19 protein-coding genes are annotated in these 20,475 nt (G+C 68.7%); 14 read left to right on the top strand and 5 right to left on the bottom strand.

All coding sequences use genetic code 11. The features are described 5' to 3' along the window. Positions 1-9 precede the first annotated feature (9 nt). Complete coding sequence (locus GGR89_RS03545; RefSeq protein ID WP_125974120.1) at positions 10-987, top strand: agmatine deiminase family protein; 978 nt, start codon at positions 10-12, stop codon at positions 985-987. 129 nt (positions 988-1,116) lie between these two features. Here GGR89_RS03545 and GGR89_RS03540 read toward each other — a convergent pair whose 3' ends face one another. Continuing rightward, the gene (locus GGR89_RS03540; RefSeq protein ID WP_125974122.1) at positions 1,117-2,940 is read right to left on the bottom strand and encodes a methyl-accepting chemotaxis protein; all 1,824 of its coding nucleotides are present in this window, start codon (positions 2,938-2,940) and stop codon (positions 1,117-1,119) included. Between the two features lie 187 nt (positions 2,941-3,127). On the opposite strand from GGR89_RS03540, the gene aguB reads away from it, so the two are divergent. Beyond that, the gene (gene aguB / locus GGR89_RS03535) at positions 3,128-3,976 is read left to right on the top strand and encodes an N-carbamoylputrescine amidase (protein ID WP_125974124.1); all 849 of its coding nucleotides are present in this window, start codon (positions 3,128-3,130) and stop codon (positions 3,974-3,976) included. A gap of 18 nt (positions 3,977-3,994) precedes the next feature. On the opposite strand, the gene GGR89_RS03530 is transcribed toward aguB, so the two are convergent. Next, positions 3,995-5,254: a DUF418 domain-containing protein gene (locus GGR89_RS03530; protein ID WP_241213500.1), complete on the bottom strand. Its 1,260-nt coding sequence runs from the start codon at positions 5,252-5,254 to the stop codon at positions 3,995-3,997. Positions 5,255-5,292: 38 nt separating this feature from the next. Between GGR89_RS03530 and GGR89_RS03525 the strand changes: the two genes are divergently transcribed. From GGR89_RS03525 to GGR89_RS03515, 3 genes are all read left to right on the top strand, one after another. After that, on the top strand, positions 5,293-6,975 hold the full coding sequence (locus GGR89_RS03525) for a GGDEF domain-containing protein (RefSeq protein WP_164542635.1): 1,683 nt from the start codon (positions 5,293-5,295) through the stop codon (positions 6,973-6,975). Between the two features lie 53 nt (positions 6,976-7,028). Next, positions 7,029-7,235, top strand: a complete 207-nt coding sequence (locus GGR89_RS03520; protein WP_125974126.1) for a hypothetical protein — start codon at positions 7,029-7,031, stop codon at positions 7,233-7,235. A gap of 120 nt (positions 7,236-7,355) precedes the next feature. Continuing rightward, positions 7,356-9,035: a long-chain-fatty-acid--CoA ligase gene (locus GGR89_RS03515; RefSeq protein WP_164521809.1), complete on the top strand. Its 1,680-nt coding sequence runs from the start codon at positions 7,356-7,358 to the stop codon at positions 9,033-9,035. A 62-nt stretch (positions 9,036-9,097) separates the two neighbouring features. Here the strand turns inward: GGR89_RS03515 and GGR89_RS03510 are convergent, their stop codons facing one another. Next, complete coding sequence (locus GGR89_RS03510) at positions 9,098-10,477, bottom strand: NAD-dependent succinate-semialdehyde dehydrogenase (protein ID WP_125974128.1); 1,380 nt, start codon at positions 10,475-10,477, stop codon at positions 9,098-9,100. 147 nt (positions 10,478-10,624) lie between these two features. On the opposite strand from GGR89_RS03510, the gene GGR89_RS03505 reads away from it, so the two are divergent. From GGR89_RS03505 to GGR89_RS03465, 9 genes are all read left to right on the top strand, one after another. Then, positions 10,625-12,667 (top strand): alpha/beta hydrolase family protein, encoded by a 2,043-nt coding sequence (locus tag GGR89_RS03505; protein ID WP_125974130.1) that lies wholly within the window; start codon positions 10,625-10,627, stop codon positions 12,665-12,667. A gap of 54 nt (positions 12,668-12,721) precedes the next feature. Continuing rightward, positions 12,722-12,967 (top strand): exodeoxyribonuclease VII small subunit, encoded by a 246-nt coding sequence (locus tag GGR89_RS03500; RefSeq protein WP_125974132.1) that lies wholly within the window; start codon positions 12,722-12,724, stop codon positions 12,965-12,967. 3 nt (positions 12,968-12,970) lie between these two features. Continuing rightward, on the top strand, positions 12,971-13,879 hold the full coding sequence (locus GGR89_RS03495; RefSeq protein WP_125974134.1) for a polyprenyl synthetase family protein: 909 nt from the start codon (positions 12,971-12,973) through the stop codon (positions 13,877-13,879). Positions 13,880-13,899: 20 nt separating this feature from the next. Further along, entirely contained in the window at positions 13,900-14,409 is a 510-nt protein-coding gene (coaD, locus tag GGR89_RS03490; RefSeq protein ID WP_125974136.1) for a pantetheine-phosphate adenylyltransferase, read from the top strand. Positions 14,410-14,494: 85 nt separating this feature from the next. Beyond that, the gene (locus tag GGR89_RS03485; RefSeq protein WP_241213501.1) at positions 14,495-15,286 is read left to right on the top strand and encodes a peptidylprolyl isomerase; all 792 of its coding nucleotides are present in this window, start codon (positions 14,495-14,497) and stop codon (positions 15,284-15,286) included. A 13-nt stretch (positions 15,287-15,299) separates the two neighbouring features. Beyond that, a complete protein-coding gene (queA, locus tag GGR89_RS03480) occupies positions 15,300-16,331 on the top strand; it encodes a tRNA preQ1(34) S-adenosylmethionine ribosyltransferase-isomerase QueA (RefSeq protein WP_125978042.1) in 1,032 nt (343 codons plus the stop codon). Positions 16,332-16,341: 10 nt separating this feature from the next. Then, positions 16,342-16,836, top strand: a complete 495-nt coding sequence (locus GGR89_RS03475; protein ID WP_125978040.1) for an EF-hand domain-containing protein — start codon at positions 16,342-16,344, stop codon at positions 16,834-16,836. A 193-nt stretch (positions 16,837-17,029) separates the two neighbouring features. Continuing rightward, on the top strand, positions 17,030-18,007 hold the full coding sequence (locus GGR89_RS03470; RefSeq protein ID WP_167712755.1) for a cation diffusion facilitator family transporter: 978 nt from the start codon (positions 17,030-17,032) through the stop codon (positions 18,005-18,007). Next, complete coding sequence (locus tag GGR89_RS03465; RefSeq protein ID WP_241213502.1) at positions 17,982-18,665, top strand: HAD hydrolase-like protein; 684 nt, start codon at positions 17,982-17,984, stop codon at positions 18,663-18,665. Before GGR89_RS03470 ends, GGR89_RS03465 begins: the two co-directional genes overlap by 26 nt. 137 nt (positions 18,666-18,802) lie before the next feature. On the opposite strand, the gene GGR89_RS03460 is transcribed toward GGR89_RS03465, so the two are convergent. Both GGR89_RS03460 and GGR89_RS03455 read right to left on the bottom strand, forming a co-directional pair. Continuing rightward, a complete protein-coding gene (locus GGR89_RS03460; protein ID WP_125978036.1) occupies positions 18,803-19,744 on the bottom strand; it encodes a 50S ribosomal protein L11 methyltransferase in 942 nt (313 codons plus the stop codon). Then, positions 19,734-20,438 (bottom strand): SDR family NAD(P)-dependent oxidoreductase, encoded by a 705-nt coding sequence (locus GGR89_RS03455; RefSeq protein WP_125978034.1) that lies wholly within the window; start codon positions 20,436-20,438, stop codon positions 19,734-19,736. The genes GGR89_RS03460 and GGR89_RS03455 overlap by 11 nt, the downstream gene beginning before the upstream one ends. Between the last annotated feature and the right edge of the window lie 37 nt (positions 20,439-20,475).

Here is a 20,475-nt window from a genome sequence, read left to right as displayed (position 1 = left end):
GCCCCCGCCATGACTCGTACCCCTCCCCCCGAATGGGCGCCGCACGATGCGGTCTGGATCGGCTTTCCCAGCCACGCTGACCTCTGGGTCGAAGACCTGGAGCCGGCCCGCGAAGAAGTGATCGCCTTTGCCCGCGCGGTCCATGCCGAAGGCCGCGGCGAGCGCGTGATCCTCGTCGCCGCTGATGCGGCTGCCGCCGACGCCGCCCGCGCCATGGCCGGCGACGCCGCCGAGGTCGTGACCGAGCTGTTCGGCGACATCTGGCTGCGCGACACCGCCGGCATCGTCACCGGCGACAATGTCGCGCAGGATTTCGGCTTCAACGGCTGGGGCGGCAAATACGACCTCGAAGGCGACGACACGATCGGCGCCCGCCTCGCCGCCCGCCGGCAGCTTACCGCCGTCAAGCATGGCTGGGTGCTCGAAGGCGGCGCGATCGACGGCGACGGCACCGGCCTGTGCGTCACCACCGAACAGTGCCTGCTCAACCCCAACCGCAACCCCGATCTCGACCGCGCGGCCATCGAGGCGAAGCTGGCGGCGGACCTGGGCTACACTCGCGTGCTGTGGCTGGGCGACGGCCTCGCCAACGACCATACCGACGGCCATGTCGACAATCTCGCCCGCTTCGTCGGTCCCAACCGGCTGCTGATCCCCACCCCGGCCGAGGAGGATCCCAACGCCGCGATCTACGCCGATGCGGTCGCCCGCGCCGAGGCGTTCGGCGTCGAGGTGGTGCGGATGCCCTCCCCCGGCGCGGTGCGGGACGAGGATGGCGAGGTGATCCCGGCCAGCTACATGAACTTCTACATCGGCAATGCCGCCGTGGTGGTGCCGCTCTACGGCCAGCCCAACGATCCTGCCGCGATTCAGACGCTGCAGGGCCTCTTCCCCGGCCGCGAAATCGTCGGCCAGCGGGCGGACCATATTCTCACCGGCGGGGGCAGCTTCCACTGCATCTCGCAGCAGATCCCGACGATCGGGTGACCGCCTTGGCCGTCCGCGCGCTGCTGTCCGGCTGATCGTCGCCGGCATCGCGCGGACGATCTGCTCTGCTGCGTGACCGTCGCGGCGCCCGCGCGCTTCGGCATCACGCTCTGCGCCCGCTCCGGTGCGTCAGAAGCTCTGCCAGTCCTCGACATCGCGGGTCATCGCGCGGACGGCGGCGACAGGCAGCGGCCGCGCCTCGGCGGGGGTGACGAACCTGCCCTGGAGCGACGCACCGCCGTCGCCTGCCACGCGGAACCTGCTCGCCTGATCGCTGAGCAACCGCGTCTCGTTCGACAGGTTGCGCGCCGCCGCCGAGGTCTCCTCGACCATCGCGGCGTTCTGCTGGGTGGCGCTGTCCATGGTGTGCACCGCGGTTGTCACCTGCACGATCGCGGCAGCCTGGGCGTTGTTGTCGGTCGCCATGCTGCCGAGCAGCTGGTGCACCTGCGCGACGTCCTGCGAGATGTTCGAGAGCGCACCGTCGACCTTCTGCACCGCTTCCACCGCCGTGCCGATCTCGGACTGGGTGACGGTCAGCTGGTCGCGGGCGCGCTTGGCCTCTTCCTCGGCGCGCATCGCCAGCGCCGAGACCAGATCCGCCACCACCGCGAAGCCGCGGCCGGCCTCGCCGGCACGTCCCGCCTCCACCGCGGCGTTCATCGCGAGGACGCGGGTCTGGAAGGCGATCTTGTCGAGCCCCTCGATCACGCCGTCGATCCCCTTGGCGCTGTCGGCTACCCGGCTCATCGCCTGCACCGCCTCGTCGGTGATCGCGCGACCGCCCTCCACCGTGTGGATCGCGCCGTTGGCGCGTTCGACCGTGTTGGTCGCCGCCGCCGCGGTGGCCTTCAGCCGGCCGTCGATCTCGCCGATCGAGGCCGCAGTCTCGGCCAGCGAGGCGGCGGTGCTTTCGGTGCGGCGGGCAAGATCCTCGGAGGCCTGGGCGATGTCCTTGGAGCCCGTGCTGATCCCCTGCGCGCTCTGGATCACGGTGCCGATCAGCGTGCGCAGATTGTCCAGCGCCTCGTTGAAGCTGCTCTTCAGCTCGGCATCGGCGGCGGGGAACGCCGCGGTGACCGGGCGGGTCAGGTCGCCCGCCTTGAGCGCGGCAAGGCTGTCGCGCAGCGCGGTGGTGACCGTCGTCTGCTCGGCAGCGGCGGCTTCGGCGCGATCGCGCTCCTTGGCGATCGCCGCCTTCAGGAAGCCGTCGACCGAACGGGTGATGTCGCCGATCTCGTCCTGTTGCTCGAGATGCGGCAGCCGCGCCTCGCCCGAGGACCGCGCGCGCTCGGCGATGATCTCCGCCAGCCGGCGAATCGGCGCGATCACCTTGTGGGTGATGGTGAGGAACGAGACGATTAGCACCGCGCCCGCCAGCAGCCCGAGCGCGGCCATCGAAAGGCGGGCGAACCCGGCGGCGGCCTGCGCCTTGCCGGCGATCGACTCCGAAATCTTGATCTGCAGGTCGACGAGCTTGGCGATCGCCTCCGAAACCGGGTCGATCGCCGGATACACCTCGTTGCGCACGAAGCCGTCGAGCGCCGCCGCATCGCCGGCGCTCAGGATCTTGCCGAGCCGCTCGACCTTCTCGTCGGCCACCTTCATCCGGGTTTCGGCTTCGGCCGCCAGCCTGGCCTCCTCGCCCTCGATCCGGGTGGCGCGATAGGCGCGCCACGACTTGTGCAGTTCGTCGCTGCCCGCGGCAACCTTCGTCGCCGCCTCGGCAAAGGCCATGTTGCCGTTGCGCGCCTTGTGCGCGGTGTCGACGATCTCGACCGCATAGCGATCGGCCACCACCTTCAGCTCGCGCAGCGGCTTCACCCGATCGGCAAGCAGCGTGGAAAGCGCCGCCTCGCTCGACCGCGCCGACCAATAGCCGACGCCGACCAGCAGCAGCGTAGCGATGCCGAACAGGGCGAGGCAGCCGAGGAGCTTCTGCTTGATCGTCATTCACATACTCCACGCACCGCTACCGAGCGGCCGGGTGCCCCCCGCCGCTGACCTTCTCCTTGGTCTATAGAGCAGCCGATACCTGCACGGATCGATGGCTCTGAATTTGCGCAAGAGCGCGCGCGCGCATCCCGGATCCGGCAGGCAAGGGCTGGATTTGGACGCGCCATCGACTACATGGCGGCGCATGACCCAGATCACTGTCGGCGCGCTGCAGCTCGCCTTTTCGAACGATATCGACGCGAACATCGCGCGCGTCTCCGAACTGGTCCGCGAGGCGGCCGGTCGCGGCGCGCAGGTCGTGCTGCCGCCCGAGCTGTTCGAGGGCGAGTATTTCTGCCGCGTCGAGGACGAAGGGCTGTTCTCGAACGCCAAGCCGGTGACCGAGCACAAGGCGGTCCTGGCGATGCAGGCGCTCGCCGCCGAGCTTTCGATCCACATCCCGACCAGCTTCTTCGAAGCCGATGGGCCCCACCATTATAACAGCCTCGCGATGATCGGCCCGGACGGCAAGGTCTCGGGCGTCTATCGCAAGAGCCACATCCCGGACGGTCCGGGCTATGAGGAGAAGTTCTACTTCCGCCCCGGCAACACCGGCTTCAAGGTGTGGGACGGCCCCGGCGCCACGCTGGGCGTGGGCGTGTGCTGGGACCAATGGTATCCGGAAACCGCGCGCGCGATGATGCTCATGGGTGCCGAGCTGCTCTTCTACCCGACCGCGATCGGCAGCGAGCCGCATGACGACAGCCTCGACACCGCCCGGCTGTGGCGCCGCGCGATGGTCGGCCATGCGGTGTCCAACGTCGTGCCGGTGATCGCCGCCAACCGCGTCGGCACCGAGCATGGCCAGACCTTCTACGGCACCAGCTTCATCACCGACGAGCGCGGCGACATCCTCGCCGAGCTGAATCGCACCGAGGAAGGCGTGATCACCGCGACGCTCGATCTCGATCGGGTGAAGCGCCACCGCGCCGCCTTCGGCTTCTTCCGCGATCGCCGCCCGGAGCTGTACGGCCGGCTCGTCCAGGACATCTGAACCAAGCCTCCCGGCGCGTCAGCCGCGCGCCGGGGCCTTGCGGCGGAAGGGCACGTCGCGCCGCAAATAGGTCAGCGCGCGCCATACCCATTCGATCGGGCCATACTGGAAGCGCGCCAGCCACCAGTGCGCGGCGACGATCTGCACCGCGATGGCGGCCAGCGCGACCCATAGCCGCGTCGCCGCATCCCAGTCGGCATATTTGCCCAGGCCGTAATGGTAGAAGATCGGCACGAAGACCGCCGACTGCAGGATATAATAGGTCAGCGTCAGCCGCCCCGGCGCGGCGAGCGGCTGCACCAGCCGCCGCGCGGGCCCGTCGTACAGCGCGATCACCAGCAATGCCCAGAAGGCGGTGCCCGCCAGGTCCAGCCACAGGTTGAGCAGCGCCCAGAAGGCGCGGTCGGCGCCGAGACCGTAGTGCAGGCCCGAGAACCACAGGCGCAGCGGCTCGCGGGTGACGAAGAGCAGCACCGCGGCCACCAAGGCGCCCAGCAGCGCGGGCCTGCGCCAGCCGCGGCTCTTCGCGAGGTTGCCGAAGAAATCGGTCCGCCCGAGCACCAGCCCGAGCAGATAGAGGCCGAGGATCTGCACCATCCGGCCATATTCGAGGAAGAACCAGTATTTGGATTGCTGCCCGGCCCACAGGTTCACCCGCAGCACCTGCCACAGGTCGCCGCCCAGATAGACGGGCATGCCCGGATCGACCGAGGACTGCGCCGGCGCGTTGGCCCAGCCCGCGCCCAGCGCGCCGGCGACCAGCTGCACGATCAGGCTCGGCCCGATCAGGCAGAACACCGCCCCGCCGAGCAGCACCGCGTTGCTGCGGATCCGGTTGAAGAACAGCAGCAGGAAGCCGATCGCCGCCAGCGTCTGCATGATGTCGCCGCGATAGATCAGCGAATGGAGGAAGCCGATTCCTTCCAGCAGCAGCAGCCGCCAGGCGAAGCGGGCGGTGAAGTCCTGCCCCCGCTGCGCCGCGCGGTCCATCAGGATGAAGAAGCTGAATCCGAAGCACAGGGCGAGCAGCGAGAAGCTCTTGCCCATAAACAGCGCGAAGACGACATCGGTGATCAGCCCGGGTTTTTCGCCCGCCCAGAACAGCTCGTAACTTTCGATGACATGGACGAGGAACAGCGCCATCAGCGCGAAGCCGCGCAGCACGTCGACGACATCCAGCCGATTGGCAGGCGCGGCGGCCGCGCCGCCCGGCCCTGGTTCCGCGGAAGGGGTGCCATGCGCTCCGGCAGTATCAGCAGTGCCCGGCATCGGCCTCATTTACGTCTTCTTTGTCCGACAGGCGTAGCGACGCCACCATGGTTAGCGCCTTTTCCCGCCGGCTGCTCTGCATCGCGCTCGTCGCGGTGCTCGCGTGCATCGTGCCCCCGGCACATGCCCAAGCGGGCGTTGCCGGTCAACCACTTGGCGTGTGTCTGCTGGCGGACAAGGGGCAGCGGGAAGACGAACTGATCCGGCACCCGGAACGGTTCGACTGTACGACGCCGCAGCACCGATTCGGTTCCGGCGATTTCTGGGCGATGACCAGCGTGATCGATCGCCGCTCCACCTTTGCGACGCCCCTGGTCATCCGCTTCGGCAGCGTCTGGCAGGACGGGCTGACGATCCATCTCGTCTATGCGGACGACGCGATCCGCAGCTGGCGGAGCGACGCGCGCGGGATCGCCCCGCTGATCCAGCTCGGCGCGATCGCGCAGCTCCCGATCCCTGTGCGCGACCCGGCGCTGGTGCGCGTGCTGTTCCATGTCGACAATGCCGCCAACGCGCGCGGGATCCTGCTGGGGCCGCGGATCGCGACGCTCGCCGAAGGCGATGCCGCCAATCTCGGGCTGGCGGCGCTCTATGCCTTTTTCGCAGGCATGTCGCTGGCGCTGATCGTCTACAATCTCGCGCTCTGGTGCGCGATGCGGCATCGGTTCCAACTCCATTACTGCCTGCTGCTAGCGGCGCTGCTCGGCTATACGATCACCTCGTCGGGAGCCCTTGCCTGGCTGGCGCCGGCGCTGGCGAACAATGATCGCCTGCGGCTCAACTATCTGTTCATGGGGCTGGCGGGCGGCGCCGCGGCCCTGTTCACGCGCAGCTTCTTCGAAGACAAGGACCTGCCATCCTGGGTGGGACGCTGCTCGAACGTCATCGCCATGGCGGTGCCGCTCTCGGCCTTCGGAGTCGCAGCGTTCGGCGCGATCAATCTGCGCATCGCCGATCTGCTCTACGCGCTGACGATCGTCGGGTTGCTCGCCATCGTCGTGCCCACCTTGTGGGGCGCATGGTACCAGCGCTCGCGATTCCTGTGGCTGTTCGCCGTCGCCTGGAGCGCACCCATCCTGCTGGCGGTGCTGCGGGTGCTCAATTCGCTCCATCTGATCGGCTGGAACTTCTGGATCGACAATTCGACGGTGGTGTCGATGGGGGCAGAGGCGCTGATCTCGTCGCTCGCCGTGGCCTATCGGATCAAGTTCCTGCGCGACGAGCGCGACGCGGCGATCACCCGCGAAGTGGTCGCGCGCAAGCTGGCCGACATCGATCCGCTCACCGGGCTGCTGAACCGCCGCGCCTTCCTCCACCAAGCGATCGGGCGCGTCGAGCATCAGCAATTGCTCCTCGTCGACATCGATCATTTCAAGCGCGTCAACGAAACGCTGGGGCATGACGGTGGCGACGAGGTGCTGCGCCTGTTCGCCGTCGCGCTGCGCCATGCCGCGCCGGACCCGGTGCTGATCGCGCGGATGGGGGGCGAGGAATTCGCGCTGCTCACCCCCGCCACGCAGCGGATCGAGCCCGAGGCGCTGCTCGCCAGCCTGCGCCGGGTCCGGATGCCGTTCGACCTGACGATCACGTCGAGCATCGGCACCTGCACCGGCACGCTTGCCTCCGATCTCGACTGGAAGGCGCTGTATCGCTGCGCCGACTCGGCGCTGTTCGAGGCCAAGGCGGCCGGCCGCGACCGCGCCCGCGCGCTGCGACTCGACGCGGCCTGAGCTTGCCTGTTTCTGCCGTCGCGTGTAGATCGGCGGCAGGGAGACTGGGGAAAATGCCGCGTCACAAGCGCCTGTTGCTGGTTGCCGGAGCCGTCGCGCTGCTCGTTGCGATCACGCGCCCCTCGCCCCCGCATGCCGATTTCGAGCTGCTGATGCACCGCGTCGGCGATACCGCGCCCCAGCAGGTCCATGCCGCGGTCGATCTCGGCGTGCTCGCCGTTTCGGTGCTGGTCACCTGGAGCGGCCGCCTCGCGCGCTGAGGCGCGAAACCCGACCTCGGAACTTGCCGTAGCGACGGACCGCGCAGGTTGCGCGAAACGTCCTCGTGCGCGTGAAAACCGCGCTTGCATGGCAAAATCTGGTTGCTTACACTGGTGTCAATGACAAAGCCCGAAATGGTCTGGAAGACCGCCTATCGGCATCCAGGAGAGTGGGATCGCAGCTACGCGTTGCGGTCCATGGTAGACCTGTTCGAGGAGAGCGCAGCGGCCCGCCGCCAAGCTCCGCTCCTCGATTTCATGGGTCGCATCTACAGCTATGGCGAGGTGCTGGACGGCGCCAATCGCGTCGCCTGCGGGCTGCGCGCGCTGGGCTATGGCCCGGGCGACCGGATCGGGCTGTTCCTGCCCAATGTGCCGCATTACGTCGCCGCCTATTACGGCATCCTCAAGCTGGGCGCGACGGTGGTGAACTTCTCGCCGCTCTACTCGGTGGAGGAACTCGCCGCGCAGGTCGCCGATTCGGGGACAAGGCTGCTCTTCACCCTGTCCGCCACCGCGCTGCTCCCCACCGCGCTCAAGGTGCTGGAGCGGTCCGATCTCGAGCGCCTCGTCGTCGGCTCGGTCGCAGGCGCGCTGCCCACCGCCAAGTCGCTCTTCTACCAGCTGTTCCGCGGCAGCGAGGTGACCGCCCGCCCGCACGACCCGCGCATCCTCGCCTTCTCCAAGCTGATCGCCAACAAGGGCGATTGCCCCAATCCGACCATCGATCCCGAGCGCGACGTCGCGCTGATCCAATATACCGGCGGCACCACCGGCACGCCCAAGGGCGCGGTGCTCACCCACCAGAATCTGTCGGCCAATGCGCGGCAGGTGGCCGAGCTCGACCCCGAACTCGGCCAGGCCGAGGATTCGGTGCTGGGCGTGCTCCCCTTCTTCCATGTCTTCGCCAACACCTGCGTGCTCAACCGCACGGTGATCACCGGCGGCAAGATCGTGATGCTGCCGCGCTTCAACGCGCAGCAGGTGCTCACCGAGCTGCGCCGCACCAAGCCGCGCTCGCTGCCCGGCGTGCCGACCATGTACCAGGCACTGCTCGACGCGCCGGGGATGAAGCCGTCCGACTTCTCGTCCTTGCGCTTCTGCATCTCCGGCGGCGCGCCGCTGCCCGAGCAGCTCAAGCTCAACTGGGAGTCGGTCACCGGCGCGCACATCATCGAGGGCTATGGCCTGTCCGAAAGCTCGGGCGTGGTCTCGGCCAATCCCTATGTCGGGCTGAACAAGAGCGGCACGATCGGCCAGCCGATCCCCGGCACCCGAGTGCGGCTGGTCGACAAGGAGGATCCGCGCAAGCCTGCCCCCGAGGGCGAGCCGGGCGAGATCGTCGTGCAGGGCCCGCAGATCATGCAGGGCTATTGGAACCGGCCCGAGGCCGATGTCGGCACCTTCGTCGACGATCACTGGCTGCGCACCGGCGATGTCGGCATCATCGATGCGGATGGCTATATCCACATCGTCGACCGGCTGAAGGACATGATCGCGGTCGGCGGGTTCAAGGTCTTTCCCAGCCAGATCGAGGCGGTGCTCTACACCCATCCGGCGGTGAAGGAGACGCTCGTGCTGGGGCTGCCCGATCCATACCATGGCGAGCTGCCGCACGCCTATGTCGCGCTGAACGACGGCATGACCGCGGACGCCAAGGAGATGTGCGGCTGGCTCAACGCGCAGCTCGGCAAGCACGAGCGGGTGGCGGAAGTGGTGATCCGAGACAGCCTGCCCAAGACGATGATCGGCAAGCTCAGCCGCAAGGATCTGCTGGCGGAGGTGAAGGCCGGGCGGTGATTTCCATTCGCTAGCCCCTCCCCTCCTCCTCCGAGGAGGGGAGGGGCTATAGGGCGGGAAGCTCAATCCCCAGCCTTCCCACCCCCAAACATCACCGCCTTCAGGTTCATGAACTCGTGCAGCCCCCACGGCCCGAGCTCGCGGCCATGGCCGGAGAGCTTCACGCCGCCGAACGGGGCTTCCGGCACCGAGGCGAGCAGCGAATTCACCGCCGTCATCCCCGCTTCGATGTCGCGCGCGAACCGCTCCACCTCGGCCTCGTCCTGCGTCCATACCGACGAGCCCAGCCCGTAGGGCACGTCGTTCGCCAGCGCGATCGCTTCATCGATATCCGCGACCTTGTAGACCGCCGCGACCGGCCCGAAGATCTCCTCCTTCGCCACGTCGCTTTCCGGATCAAGGTCGACCAGCACCCCCGGCGTCATCCACGCGCCGCCACGATCGATCTTCGCCCCGCCGGTCAGCAGCTTCGCCCCCGCCGCCTTGGCCTTCTCCACTTGCTCCAGCACGGTGTCGCGCTGCTGGACGCTGGAGAGCGGCCCCATCACGGTGTCCGCGTCCATCGGATCGCCGATCTTCACCGCCTCCATCCCGGCGACGAACTTCTCGAGGAAGGCGTCGTACACCTCGGCATGGACGATCATCCGCTTCGAGCAGATGCAGCTCTGCCCGGCATTCTGCACGCGCGCGGTCACCGCGGTCTTCACCGCCGCGTCGAGATCGGCCGAGGGCATCACGATGAACGGATCGGAGCCGCCCAGCTCCAGCACCACCTTCTTGAGCGCGCGGCCCGCCGCCTCGGCGACCTTGGCACCAGCGCCTTCCGAGCCGGTGAGCGTCACCGCCGCCACCCGCTTGTCGGCGATGATCGCGTCGACCTTGCCCGACGTGATCGCGAGGTTCTGGAACAGCCCCTCGGGCGCGCCCGCCTTGCGCGCCATCGCCTCCATCGCCGCTGCACAGCCCTGCACGCTGGAGGCATGCTTGAGCAGCGCGACATTGCCCGCAAGGATCGTCGGCGCGAGGAAGCGCACCGCCTGCCAATAGGGGAAGTTCCACGGCATCACCGCCAGCACCGGTCCCAGCGGCAGCCAGCGCGCGACGGCATGGCCGGTCGGCGTCTGGACGGCCGTGGGCGCCAGATAGGTGGGGCCATGCTCGGCATAGTGGCGGAAGCCCGAGATGCACTTCTCCACCTCGGCCAGGCCCGCGGTGATCGTCTTGCCCATCTCGCGCACCGCCAGTTCGGCGAGGTGCTGCTTGTTGGCTTCCCAGGCATCGGCGATCTTGCCCAGCAGCGCGGTGCGCGTCTCGATCGAGGTTTCGCGCCACTGCTTGTACCCGGCCGCCGCGCGGGCCAGCGCCGCCTCGATCCCGGCATCGTCCAGCTCGGCGATGCGGTCGACGGTTTCGCCCGTCGCGGGATTGATGATTTCGAACATCTGCAAGTCTCCTTCGCGCTTCCCAACGCCGGCCTAGGCGCAGGGTGCCAATGGCGGCAATCATACTGCCGTCCATTGTCCTCGTAACGACTTGCCAAGCGCCCCGCGCCCGAACACGATGCTGCACCTGTCCTGCCGGAGACCTTCATGCGCCTCGCCTCCCTCGCCCTTCTCCTCAGCGCCGCGATCCCCGCGGCCGCGCTCGCGCAGGACGGGCCCAACCGCCTGTTCACCGGCAGCGACCTGTTTTCGCTCGAGCAGGCGAGCGACCCGCAGATCAGCCCGGACGGGACCAAGGTCGCCTATGTCCGCCAGTCGGCCGACATCATGACCGATCGCGGCCGCGCCAGCATCTGGCTGGTCGACGTGAAGACCGGCCAACAGACTCCGCTGGTCGCCGGCACCGGATCGCACAGCCAGCCGCGCTGGTCGCCCGACGGCACCCGCCTCGCCTATGTCTCCAGCGCCGAGGGCGGCGCGCCGCAACTGTTCGTCCGCTGGATCGCTACCGGCGCCACCGCGCGCATCACCGGCCTGCCGGACAGCCCGCAGGGCATCGCTTGGTCGCCGGACGGCAAGCAGCTCGCCTACACCATGACCGTGCCCGGCGAAGGCATGACGCTCGGCAGCCAGCCACCCAAGCCCGAGGGCGCCAAATGGGCCGAGCCGCTGGAGATCATCGACCGCGTCACCTACCGCGCCGATGGCGGCGGCTATCTCAAGCCCGGCTCGGACCATCTCTTCGTCGTTGCGGCGGACGGCGGCGCGCCGCGACAGGTGACGTTCAGCAAGTTCGACGATGCCGGCCCGCTCGCCTGGTCGAATGATGGGCGGACGCTCTACTTCGGCAGCAACCGGCGCAAGGATTGGGAGCGCGAGCCGAACGACAGCGAGATCTACGCGGTCGACGTCGCCTCCGGAACGCTGACCCAGATCACCAAGCGCTACGGCCCCGATGCCGCGCCGGTGCTCTCGCCCGACGGGACTCGCATCGCCTATCTCGGCTTCGACGACACGCACCGCAGCTTCCAGAACACCCAGCTCTACGTGATGAACCGCGACGGCAGCGGCAGCCGGTCGCTCACCGCCGGGCTCGACAAGAGCATCGACGGCGCAGTGTGGGCCAGGGACGGCCGCAGCCTGTTCGTCTCCTATGACGATCACGGCCGCAAGCTCGTTGCCCGCATCGGGCTCGACGGCAAGGTGAGCACCGTCGCCACCGGCCTTGGCGGCGGCGGGCTCGATCGGCCCTATACCGGCGGCGACTTTACCGTTTCGGCCGGCGGCACCATCGCCTATACCGGCGGCGACGCGCTGCACCCGGCCGACATCTATGTGAACGGCAAGCGTCTCACCCATCTCAACGACACCGTGCTGGCCGCCAAGACGCTCGCTCCGGTGACCCCGCTCGCGGTGACCGCACCCGACGGCCGCAAGATCGACGCCTGGCTGGTCACCCCGCCCGGCGTGAAGCCCGGCACCCGCGTGCCGACGATCCTCGAGATCCATGGCGGCCCCCACACCGCCTATGGCCCCGGCTTCTCGACCGATTACCAGCTCTACGCCGCGCACGGCTATGCGGTGGTCTATGCCAATCCGCGCGGCAGCACCTCGTACGGCGAGGCATTCGCGGACCTGATCGACAAGAAGTATCCCGGCGACGATTATGGGGACCTGATGGCGGCGGTCGACGCCGCGATCGCGTCGGGGGTGGCCGATCCCGACAACCTCTTCGTCACCGGCGGATCGGGCGGGGGCGTGCTCACCGCGTGGATCGTCGGCAAGAATGACCGATTCAAGGCCGCCGCCACGCAAAAGCCGGTGATCAACTGGATCAGCGAGGCGCTGACCATGGACGGCACGGGCTTCACCTCGCGCTACTGGTTCGCCAAGCAGCCCTGGGAGGATCCGATGAGCTACTGGAACCGCTCGCCGCTCAGCCTGGTGGGCAACGTCAAGACGCCGACGCTCGTCGTCGTCGGGAGCGAGGATTATCGCACCCCGGTGAGCGAATCGGAGCAATATTATGCCGCGCTCCAGATCCGCGGCGTGCCCACCGCGCTGGTGAAGGTGCCCGGCGCCAGCCATGGCGGCTTCACCGCCCGGCCCAGCCAGTCGGCGGCCAAGGCTGCGGCGATCCTCGCCTGGTTCGATCGCTACCGCACCGGCGCCAAGCCCGCCGGCCAGTAAATACATGGCGGGGCCCGGTTGCCATCGGGCCCCACCCTGCCGCATAGCGAGCGCATGGCTACCCAAGCGGACATCACGGCGCTCTCCTTCGAAGAGGCGCTGAAGGAACTGGAGAAGATCGTGAGCCGGCTGGAGAGCGGCGAAGCGGCCCTGCAGGAGGCGATCGACCTCTATGAGCGCGGCGACCAGCTGCGCCGGCAATGCGCTGCGCGGCTCGACGCGGCGCAGGCCCGGATCGAGGCGATCCGCACCGATGCCGACGGCCGCGCCGCCGGCACCGCCCCCTTCGCGGCCGGCTGAGGCGTGGCGAGCGTGACGCACGCTTCGCTCGCGCTCGAATCGGCGCTGCGCCAGGTCGCGGCCGAGATCGACGCCCAGTTCGACCGGCTGCTCGACGTGCCCGACGATCCCCGCGCCGACCTGTATCGCGCGATGCGCCACGCCGCGATCGGCGGCGGCAAGCGGCTGCGCCCGCTGCTGGTATTCGCCACCGCCCAGCTGTTCGCGGTCGACAAGAGCTGCGCGGCGCGCGTCGCCACCGCGCTCGAATGCATCCATGTCTATTCGCTGATCCATGACGATCTGCCGGCGATGGACGATGACGACCTGCGCCGCGGCAAGCCGACGGTCCACAAGGCGTTCGACGAGGCCACCGCGATCCTGGCCGGCGACTGCCTCCACGATCTCGCCTTCGAGCTGCTCGCGCATGAGGCGACGCATGCCGACCCGTTCGTCCGGGTCGAGCTAATATCCGAACTCGCCCGCTCCTCGGGGCCTGCTGGCATGGCCGGCGGCCAGATGATGGACCTGGAGGCGGAAAAGGCGAGCTTCGACCTCGCCACCGTCACCCGCCTGCAGGCGCTGAAGACCGGCGCGCTGATCTCCTGCGCGGTCGAATGCGGCGCGATCCTGGGCCGCGTGCCGCACGAGGGCCGCACGGGCCTGCGCGGCTATGCCCGCGATATCGGCCTCGCCTTCCAGATCGTCGACGACATTCTCGATGCTGAGGGCGACGAGGCACTGGTCGGCAAGAAGCTCGGCAAGGACGGCGCGGCGGGCAAGGAGACCTTCCTGTCGCTGCTCGGCATCGATCGCGCGCGCGAACAGGCGCGGATGCTGGTCGACCAGGCGATCGCCCATCTCCACGCCTTCGGCCCCGAGGCCGATCTGCTGCGCGACGTGGCGCGCTTCACGCTCGAACGCGACCGGTAAGGACCGGGGGGAGACGCCGCATGCACAGCCGTATCGGGGTCTATCCCGGCACCTTCGATCCGATCACCCGCGGCCATATGGACATCATCCGCCGCGGCGCGAAGCTGGTCGACCGGCTGGTGATCGGCGTGACCACCAACCCGTCCAAGTCGCCGATGTTCACGGTCGAGGAGCGGATGGCGATGGTCCGTCGCGAGGTAGAGGGGCTGCCCGGCACGATCGAGGTGGTCAGCTTCGATTCGCTGCTGATGGACTTCGCCGAGCGCGAGCGCGCCAGCGTGATCGTCCGCGGCCTGCGCGCCGTCGCGGACTTCGAGTACGAATACCAGATGGCCGGCATGAACCAGCAGATCAACGACCGGATCGAGACCGTCTTCCTGATGGCCGACGTGTCGCTTCAGCCGATCGCCAGCCGGCTGGTGAAGGAAATCGCGATGTATGGCGGCCCGATCCACCGCTTCGTCACCGAGGCGGTGGAAGCCGATGTCGCCGCCCGCGTCGAGCTGCTCGGCCGCAAGGGCAGCAACTAACGCCAAGCCGACGCGCACCGGGCTTTGCGCTGCCCGGCGATTGCGGTAGAGCCGCGCATTCACCAGAAAACGAGTGGGAAGTTCGATGCGTTTCCTAGCCACGATGGCCGCCATGGCCGCCACGCTGTTCGCCGTGCCGGCGCTGGCCCAGGGCGGCGGGGGCAAGCCGCAGCCGATCATCGAGCCGTTCAAGGGCGTCAATGCCGATGTGAACACTCGCCCCGCCGTGCTGGTTCCCGCCGACCCGGAGAACACCTGGGTGCTCGACCTGTCGACCGGCGGCCGCGTGCTGATCCGCCTGCGCCCGGACGTGGCGCCCAAGATGGTCGAGCGGATCAAGACGCTCACCCGCCGCCATTTCTATGACGGCCTGACCTTCCACCGCGTGGTCGACGATCCCTACAACATCGCCCAGGGCGGCGATCCCAAGGGCGACGGCACCGGCGATTCGGACCTGCCCAACGTGCCGGCCGAGTTCAGTTCGCTGCCGCACGTCCGCGGCACCGTCTCGGCCGCCCGCCGCGGCGCGCCGGACAATGCGACGGCCGAGCAGAAGACCGAGGCGGAGAACAGCGCCAACAGCCAGTTCTTCATCATGATGCAGCCCAAGCTGGCCTTCGACCACGACTATACCGTGTTCGGCCGCGTCACCTCGGGGATGGAGTGGGTCGACAAGATCGCGCGCGGCGAGCCGCCGCAGCATCCGACCGTGATCATCCACGCCTATATCGAATCGGACAATCCCCCGCCCTATCAGCCGCTGGCCCCCGCCACCCCGGCGGCGACCGGCCCGACGCTGATCCCGGTGGCGCCGACCGCCCCGGCCGCTGCCAAGCCCGCGCCTGCGGCGAAAAAGCCGGCACCGAAGAAGAAGTGATCGACCTCTCCTCGTGAACGTCGACCTTTTCGATTTCGAACTGCCGAACGAGCGGATCGCGCTGCGCCCCGCCGCCCCGCGCGACTCCGCCCGCCTGCTGGTGCTCGACGGGCCGGAGACGCGCGACGCGATCGTCCGCGATCTCGCCGCCCAGCTCCGCCCCGGCGACTGCCTGGTGTTCAACGACACCCGCGTGATCCCCGCCCAGCTGGAGGGCACGCGCGGCGAGGCCAGGATCGGCGCGACGCTCCACAAACGCGAGGGGCCGCGCCGCTGGCGGGCGTTCATCCGCAACGCCAAGCGGCTGCGCGAGGGCGACGCGATCGATTTCGGGCCGGACGCGATCGCCAACGCCTCGGACCGCGCCGAGGACGGCAGCTTCGCGCTCGACTTCCAGGGCGACGAACCCGTCGAGCTGCTGCTCGAGCGCTGCGGCCGCATGCCGCTGCCGCCGTACATCGCCTCGAAGCGCCCGACCGATGCACGCGACGCCGATGATTACCAGACGATGTTCGCGGCAGAACCCGGCGCCGTCGCCGCCCCCACCGCCGCGCTGCACTTCACGCCCGACCTGATGGCTGCGCTGGAAGCCGCGGGCATCGGCCATACCACGCTGACGCTGCATGTCGGCGCGGGCACCTTCCTGCCGGTGAAGGCCGAGGACACCGAGGACCACAAGATGCACGCCGAATGGGGCCGCATCACGCCGGAGGTCGCCGATCGGCTCAACGCGGTGCGCGCGGCGGGCAACCGCATCATCGCGGTGGGCACCACCAGCCTGCGCCTGCTCGAAAGCGCGGCGGACGAGAACCAGGTGATCCAGCCCTTCGAGGGCGACACCGCGATCTTCATCACCCCGGGCTATCGCTTCAAGGGCGTCGACGGGCTGGTGACCAACTTCCATCTGCCCCGCTCGACGCTGTTCATGCTCGTCTCCGCGCTGATGGGGCTGGATCGCATGCAGGCGGCCTATGCCCATGCGATCGAAACCGGCTATCGCTTCTACAGCTATGGGGATTCCAGCCTGTTGCTGCCCGCCCGCTGAAGGGATTTCGATGCGCCTGTTCCTGCTGCTCGCCGCCTGCACCGCCGCCCTCCCCGCCGCTGCGCAGCAACGGCCCGCGTCCGACCCGATCACGGTCAATGCGCCCGGCGCGCAGCCCCAGGCGACGGTGATCGCCGAGCCGGTGGCGCTGCTGATCGCCGGGTTCGACAGCGACGGTGACGCGCGCGTCACCCGCGCCGAGTTCGACGCAGGGCTGAAGCGCAGCTTCGACAGCGCCGATACGGGCCATACCGGCAGCCTCGGCTATATCGCCTATTCGGACTGGTCGCTGCGCTGGATGGGCGACCGCAACACCCTGCCCAGCCCGTTCGAAATGGACCGCGACGGCGACAACAAGGTCAGCTGGAGCGAATTCCAGGACCGGTTCGCGCAGATCTGGACGCGGTTCGACAAGAACAAGGACGGCGTGATCGAGCGCAGCGAGCTGGTGACGATCCGCCCGCCGGCGTTCAATCCGATGGACGGCAAGCGCAAGCGGCGTTGAGCCGGAGCGGCACGGAGAAGCGTGCTCCATCCGTCGTGCCCCTGCGAAAGCAGGGGGCCAGGGCCACGCGCGACGTCCTCTCCTACCCTGGGCTCCTGCTTTCGCAGGAGCACGGGCTCGCTTGCTACCCCTATCGAGCTTTCTTCCCAATGGGCTAGCATCACATGGATGTCGCCCGCTAGGATCGCTCGAAATGTCGGGACATCACGCACACGGCCATCACCATGGCCACGCACACGGGCACGGCCACGGCCACGCGCATGCCCATGGGCTCGGCCACAGCCACGCCCCCGCCGATTTCGGCCGCGCCTTCGCGATCGGGACCGCGCTCAACATCGCCTTCGTGGTGATCGAGGGCGGCACCGGGCTGTGGACCAATTCGATGGCGCTGCTGGCCGATGCCGGGCACAATCTCTCCGACGTGCTCGGCCTGCTGATCGCCTGGGTGGGCGCCGAGCTCGGCAAGCGCCCGGCGACGCCGCGCTTCACCTATGGCCTGGGCGCCTCGTCGATTCTCGCCGCGCTCGCCAATGCGCTGCTGCTGCTGATCGCGATCGGCGCGATCCTGCTCGAGACGATCCAGCGCTTCGCCGATCCGCCCGCCGTGGCGCCGATCCCGGTGATGCTGGTGGCGGGCGCGGGCATCCTCGTGAACCTCGGCACCGCGCTGCTCTTCGCCCGCGGGCGCGACCATGACATCAACGTTCGCGGCGCGTACCTTCATATGGCGGCCGACGCCGCGGTGTCGGCCGCGGTGGTGGTCGCCGGCGCGCTGATCTGGTGGACGGGCCTGCGCTGGATCGATCCGGCGATCAGCCTCGTCGTCGTCGTGGTCATCCTGGTCGGCACCTGGGGGCTGCTGCGCGAATCGCTCACCATGGCGCTGCAGGCGGTACCGGACCGGATCGACCTCGACGCGGTGGAGCAGGCGCTGCTCGCCCAGCCCGGCGTTGCCCGCGTCCATGATCTCCATGTCTGGCCGATGAGCACCACCGAGACGGCGCTGACCGCCCATCTCGTCATGCCCGCCGGTCATCCAGGTGACGCATTTCTGCTTCATCTTCAGCAGCGGCTCGCGCATGATTTCCGGATCGAGCACAGTACGGTACAGATAGAGTTGGGCAACGGGGCGGAGTGCCGGATGCATGGACCTGGTAGCGGACATGGTTGAGACGAGCGCCGTGGCGACCCGCCCGCTGGACCTCGTCATCTTCGATTTCGACGGCACGCTGTCCGACAGCGGCGACTGGTTCGTCTCGGTCGCCAACGATCTCGCCGAACGCTTCCGCTTCCGCAAGATCGCGCCGGACGAGGTGGAACTGCTCCGCCGCAAGAGCTCGCGCGAGGTGATCGAGTTCCTCGGTATCGCGCGGTGGAAGATGCCGTGGATCGCCCGCTATGTCCGCAAGCTGGTCAGCCGCGAGGCGCATCGGATCGAGCTGTTCCCGGGCACGCCCAATCTGCTCGATCGGCTGGTCGACATGGGCGTGAAGCTGGCGCTGGTCACCTCCAACTCGGAGGAGAATGCCCGCAAGATCCTGGGGCCCCGCCACGCCGCCAAGATTCACTATTATGCCTGCGGTTCGTCGCTGTTCGGCAAGGCGCCCAAGTTCCGCCGCGTGCTGCGCAAGATGGGCGTCCAGCCCCATGCCGCGCTGGCGATCGGCGACGAAACCCGCGACGTCGATGCGGCGCGCGAAGTCGGGATGCGGGCAGGGTCCGTGCTGTGGGGCTATGCCGCCGAGGATCTGCTGACCGGCATGTCCCCCGACGCGCTGTTCCGCACGCCCGAGGACATCGTCCGCTACGTCAGCCAGCACCGGGACTGAGGCTCGGCACCCCCAGTCAGGCCGTCATCCTGGCGGAAGCCGGGATCCATTTGCCAGGCCGGCTCGGCTCCTTCGGCAACGGAGCGCTAATGGATTCCGGCTTTCACCGGAATGACGGACGTGGGGTGGCGAGTGGATCAAATATCCAGCGCCCAGCCGTCGCGGCCCTTGGGATCGGGCGGGGTGACCGGCACGTAGCGTGTCGCCCCGGCGGCGAGCCGCAGGATCGTCCAGTCGCCGCGGCGGTCGATCGCCTGCAGCGTGCAGCCGCACGCCTCGAAGGCTTCCACAACCTGCGCGCGCTGCGTCTCGAGCAGGCCGGCCAGCACGATCGTCGCATTGGGCGCGGCGATGGCGGCGAGCTCGGGCGCCATCGAGACCAGTGGCCCCGCCAGGATGTTGGCGATGACGAGATCGTAGGGGGCCTGTGCCGTGATCGCATCGGACAGCGCGCCATCGGCCACCACCAGGTCGACGCCCGCGATTCCGTTCGCCACCGCATTCTCGCGGGTCACGTCGACCGCGGCGGGATCGATGTCGGTCGCCATCACCTTGGCCTCAGGCCAGAGATGCGCGCCGGCGAAGGCGAGCAGCCCCGTGCCGGTGCCGACGTCGATGATGTTGGCGAACTGCCGGTCCGAAAGCCCGTCGAGCATCGCCAGGCAGCCCGAGGTGGTCGCATGGTGCCCGGTGCCGAACGCTCGGCCCGCGTCGATCAGGAAGGCGCGGCCGCCCTCCGGTGCCTCGACCGGATGCGCACTGGTATGGACGACGAAACGGCCTTCGCGGATCGGCTCCAACCCTTCCTGGCTCAGCGTCACCCAGTCCTGCGCGGTCAGCGCCTCGACCTCGGGCTCGATGCCCGCCGCGCTCGGCACCAGCGCCTTCAATGCCGCGAGCATGGCGGCATCGGGCTCGTGCTCCAGATAGGCGTCGAGCCGCCAATGCTCGACATCGTCCTCCACCGTCTCGGTGGTCATCAGCACCGCGTCGATCTCGATCGTGCCCGCATCGATCGCCTCGGCCTCGGCGCGGGTGCAGGGCAGGCTGACCTTCCAGCTGTCGATCTCAGCGGACATAGCTGGCTCCATTGGCGTCGAGCACCGCGCCGGTCATCGAGGGCGGTGCATCGAGCGCGCAGAACTTGGCGATCGCGGCGATCTCCTCCGGGCTCGCGACGCGGCCGAGCGGGATGTCGGCCAGCAGCTTGTCGCCGCCGCGGCTCGCCAGATAGTCCTCGGCCATGCCGGTCATGGTGAAGCCGGGGCAGATCGCGAAGGCGAGGATGCCCTCGCCCGCATAGCCGCGCGCGATCGACTTGGTCATGCCGACCATGCCCGCCTTGGAGGCGGCATAATGCCAGTGCGCCGGGCTGTCGCCGCGATAGGCGGCGCGGCTGGCAACGTTGACGATGCGGCCGCCGCTCTTCCGTTCCTGCCAGTGGCGCACCGCCAGTCGGCACAGTTCGGCCGAGGCGGTGAGGTTGACGCGCATCGTGCGCTCCCAGCCTTCGACCCAGTCGTCATGCGCTGCGTCGAGCGGATTGGCCTCGAAGATGCCGGCATTGTTGATCAGCACGTCGATCCGGCCATCCAGCGCATCGAGCGCCTGCTGCCAGAGCGCCTGCGGGGCGGCGGGATCGGTAAAGTCGGCGGGGATGCCGCTGCGCGTGCCCTGGCCGACCAGCGTCACGCGGGCGTCGTCGCCGAGCAGCGCCGCCGTCGCCGCGCCGATACCCCGGCTGCTGCCGGTGAGGAGGATATGGGTCTTCATGGGGACCGCCCTAGCGCGGGTGCGGGGGCGCGTCACC

The organism is Sphingomonas trueperi, from assembly GCF_011927635.1.
Classification (GTDB): Bacteria; Pseudomonadota; Alphaproteobacteria; order Sphingomonadales; family Sphingomonadaceae; genus Sphingomonas; species Sphingomonas trueperi.
This window is presented reverse-complemented; position numbering and strand designations above follow the sequence as displayed.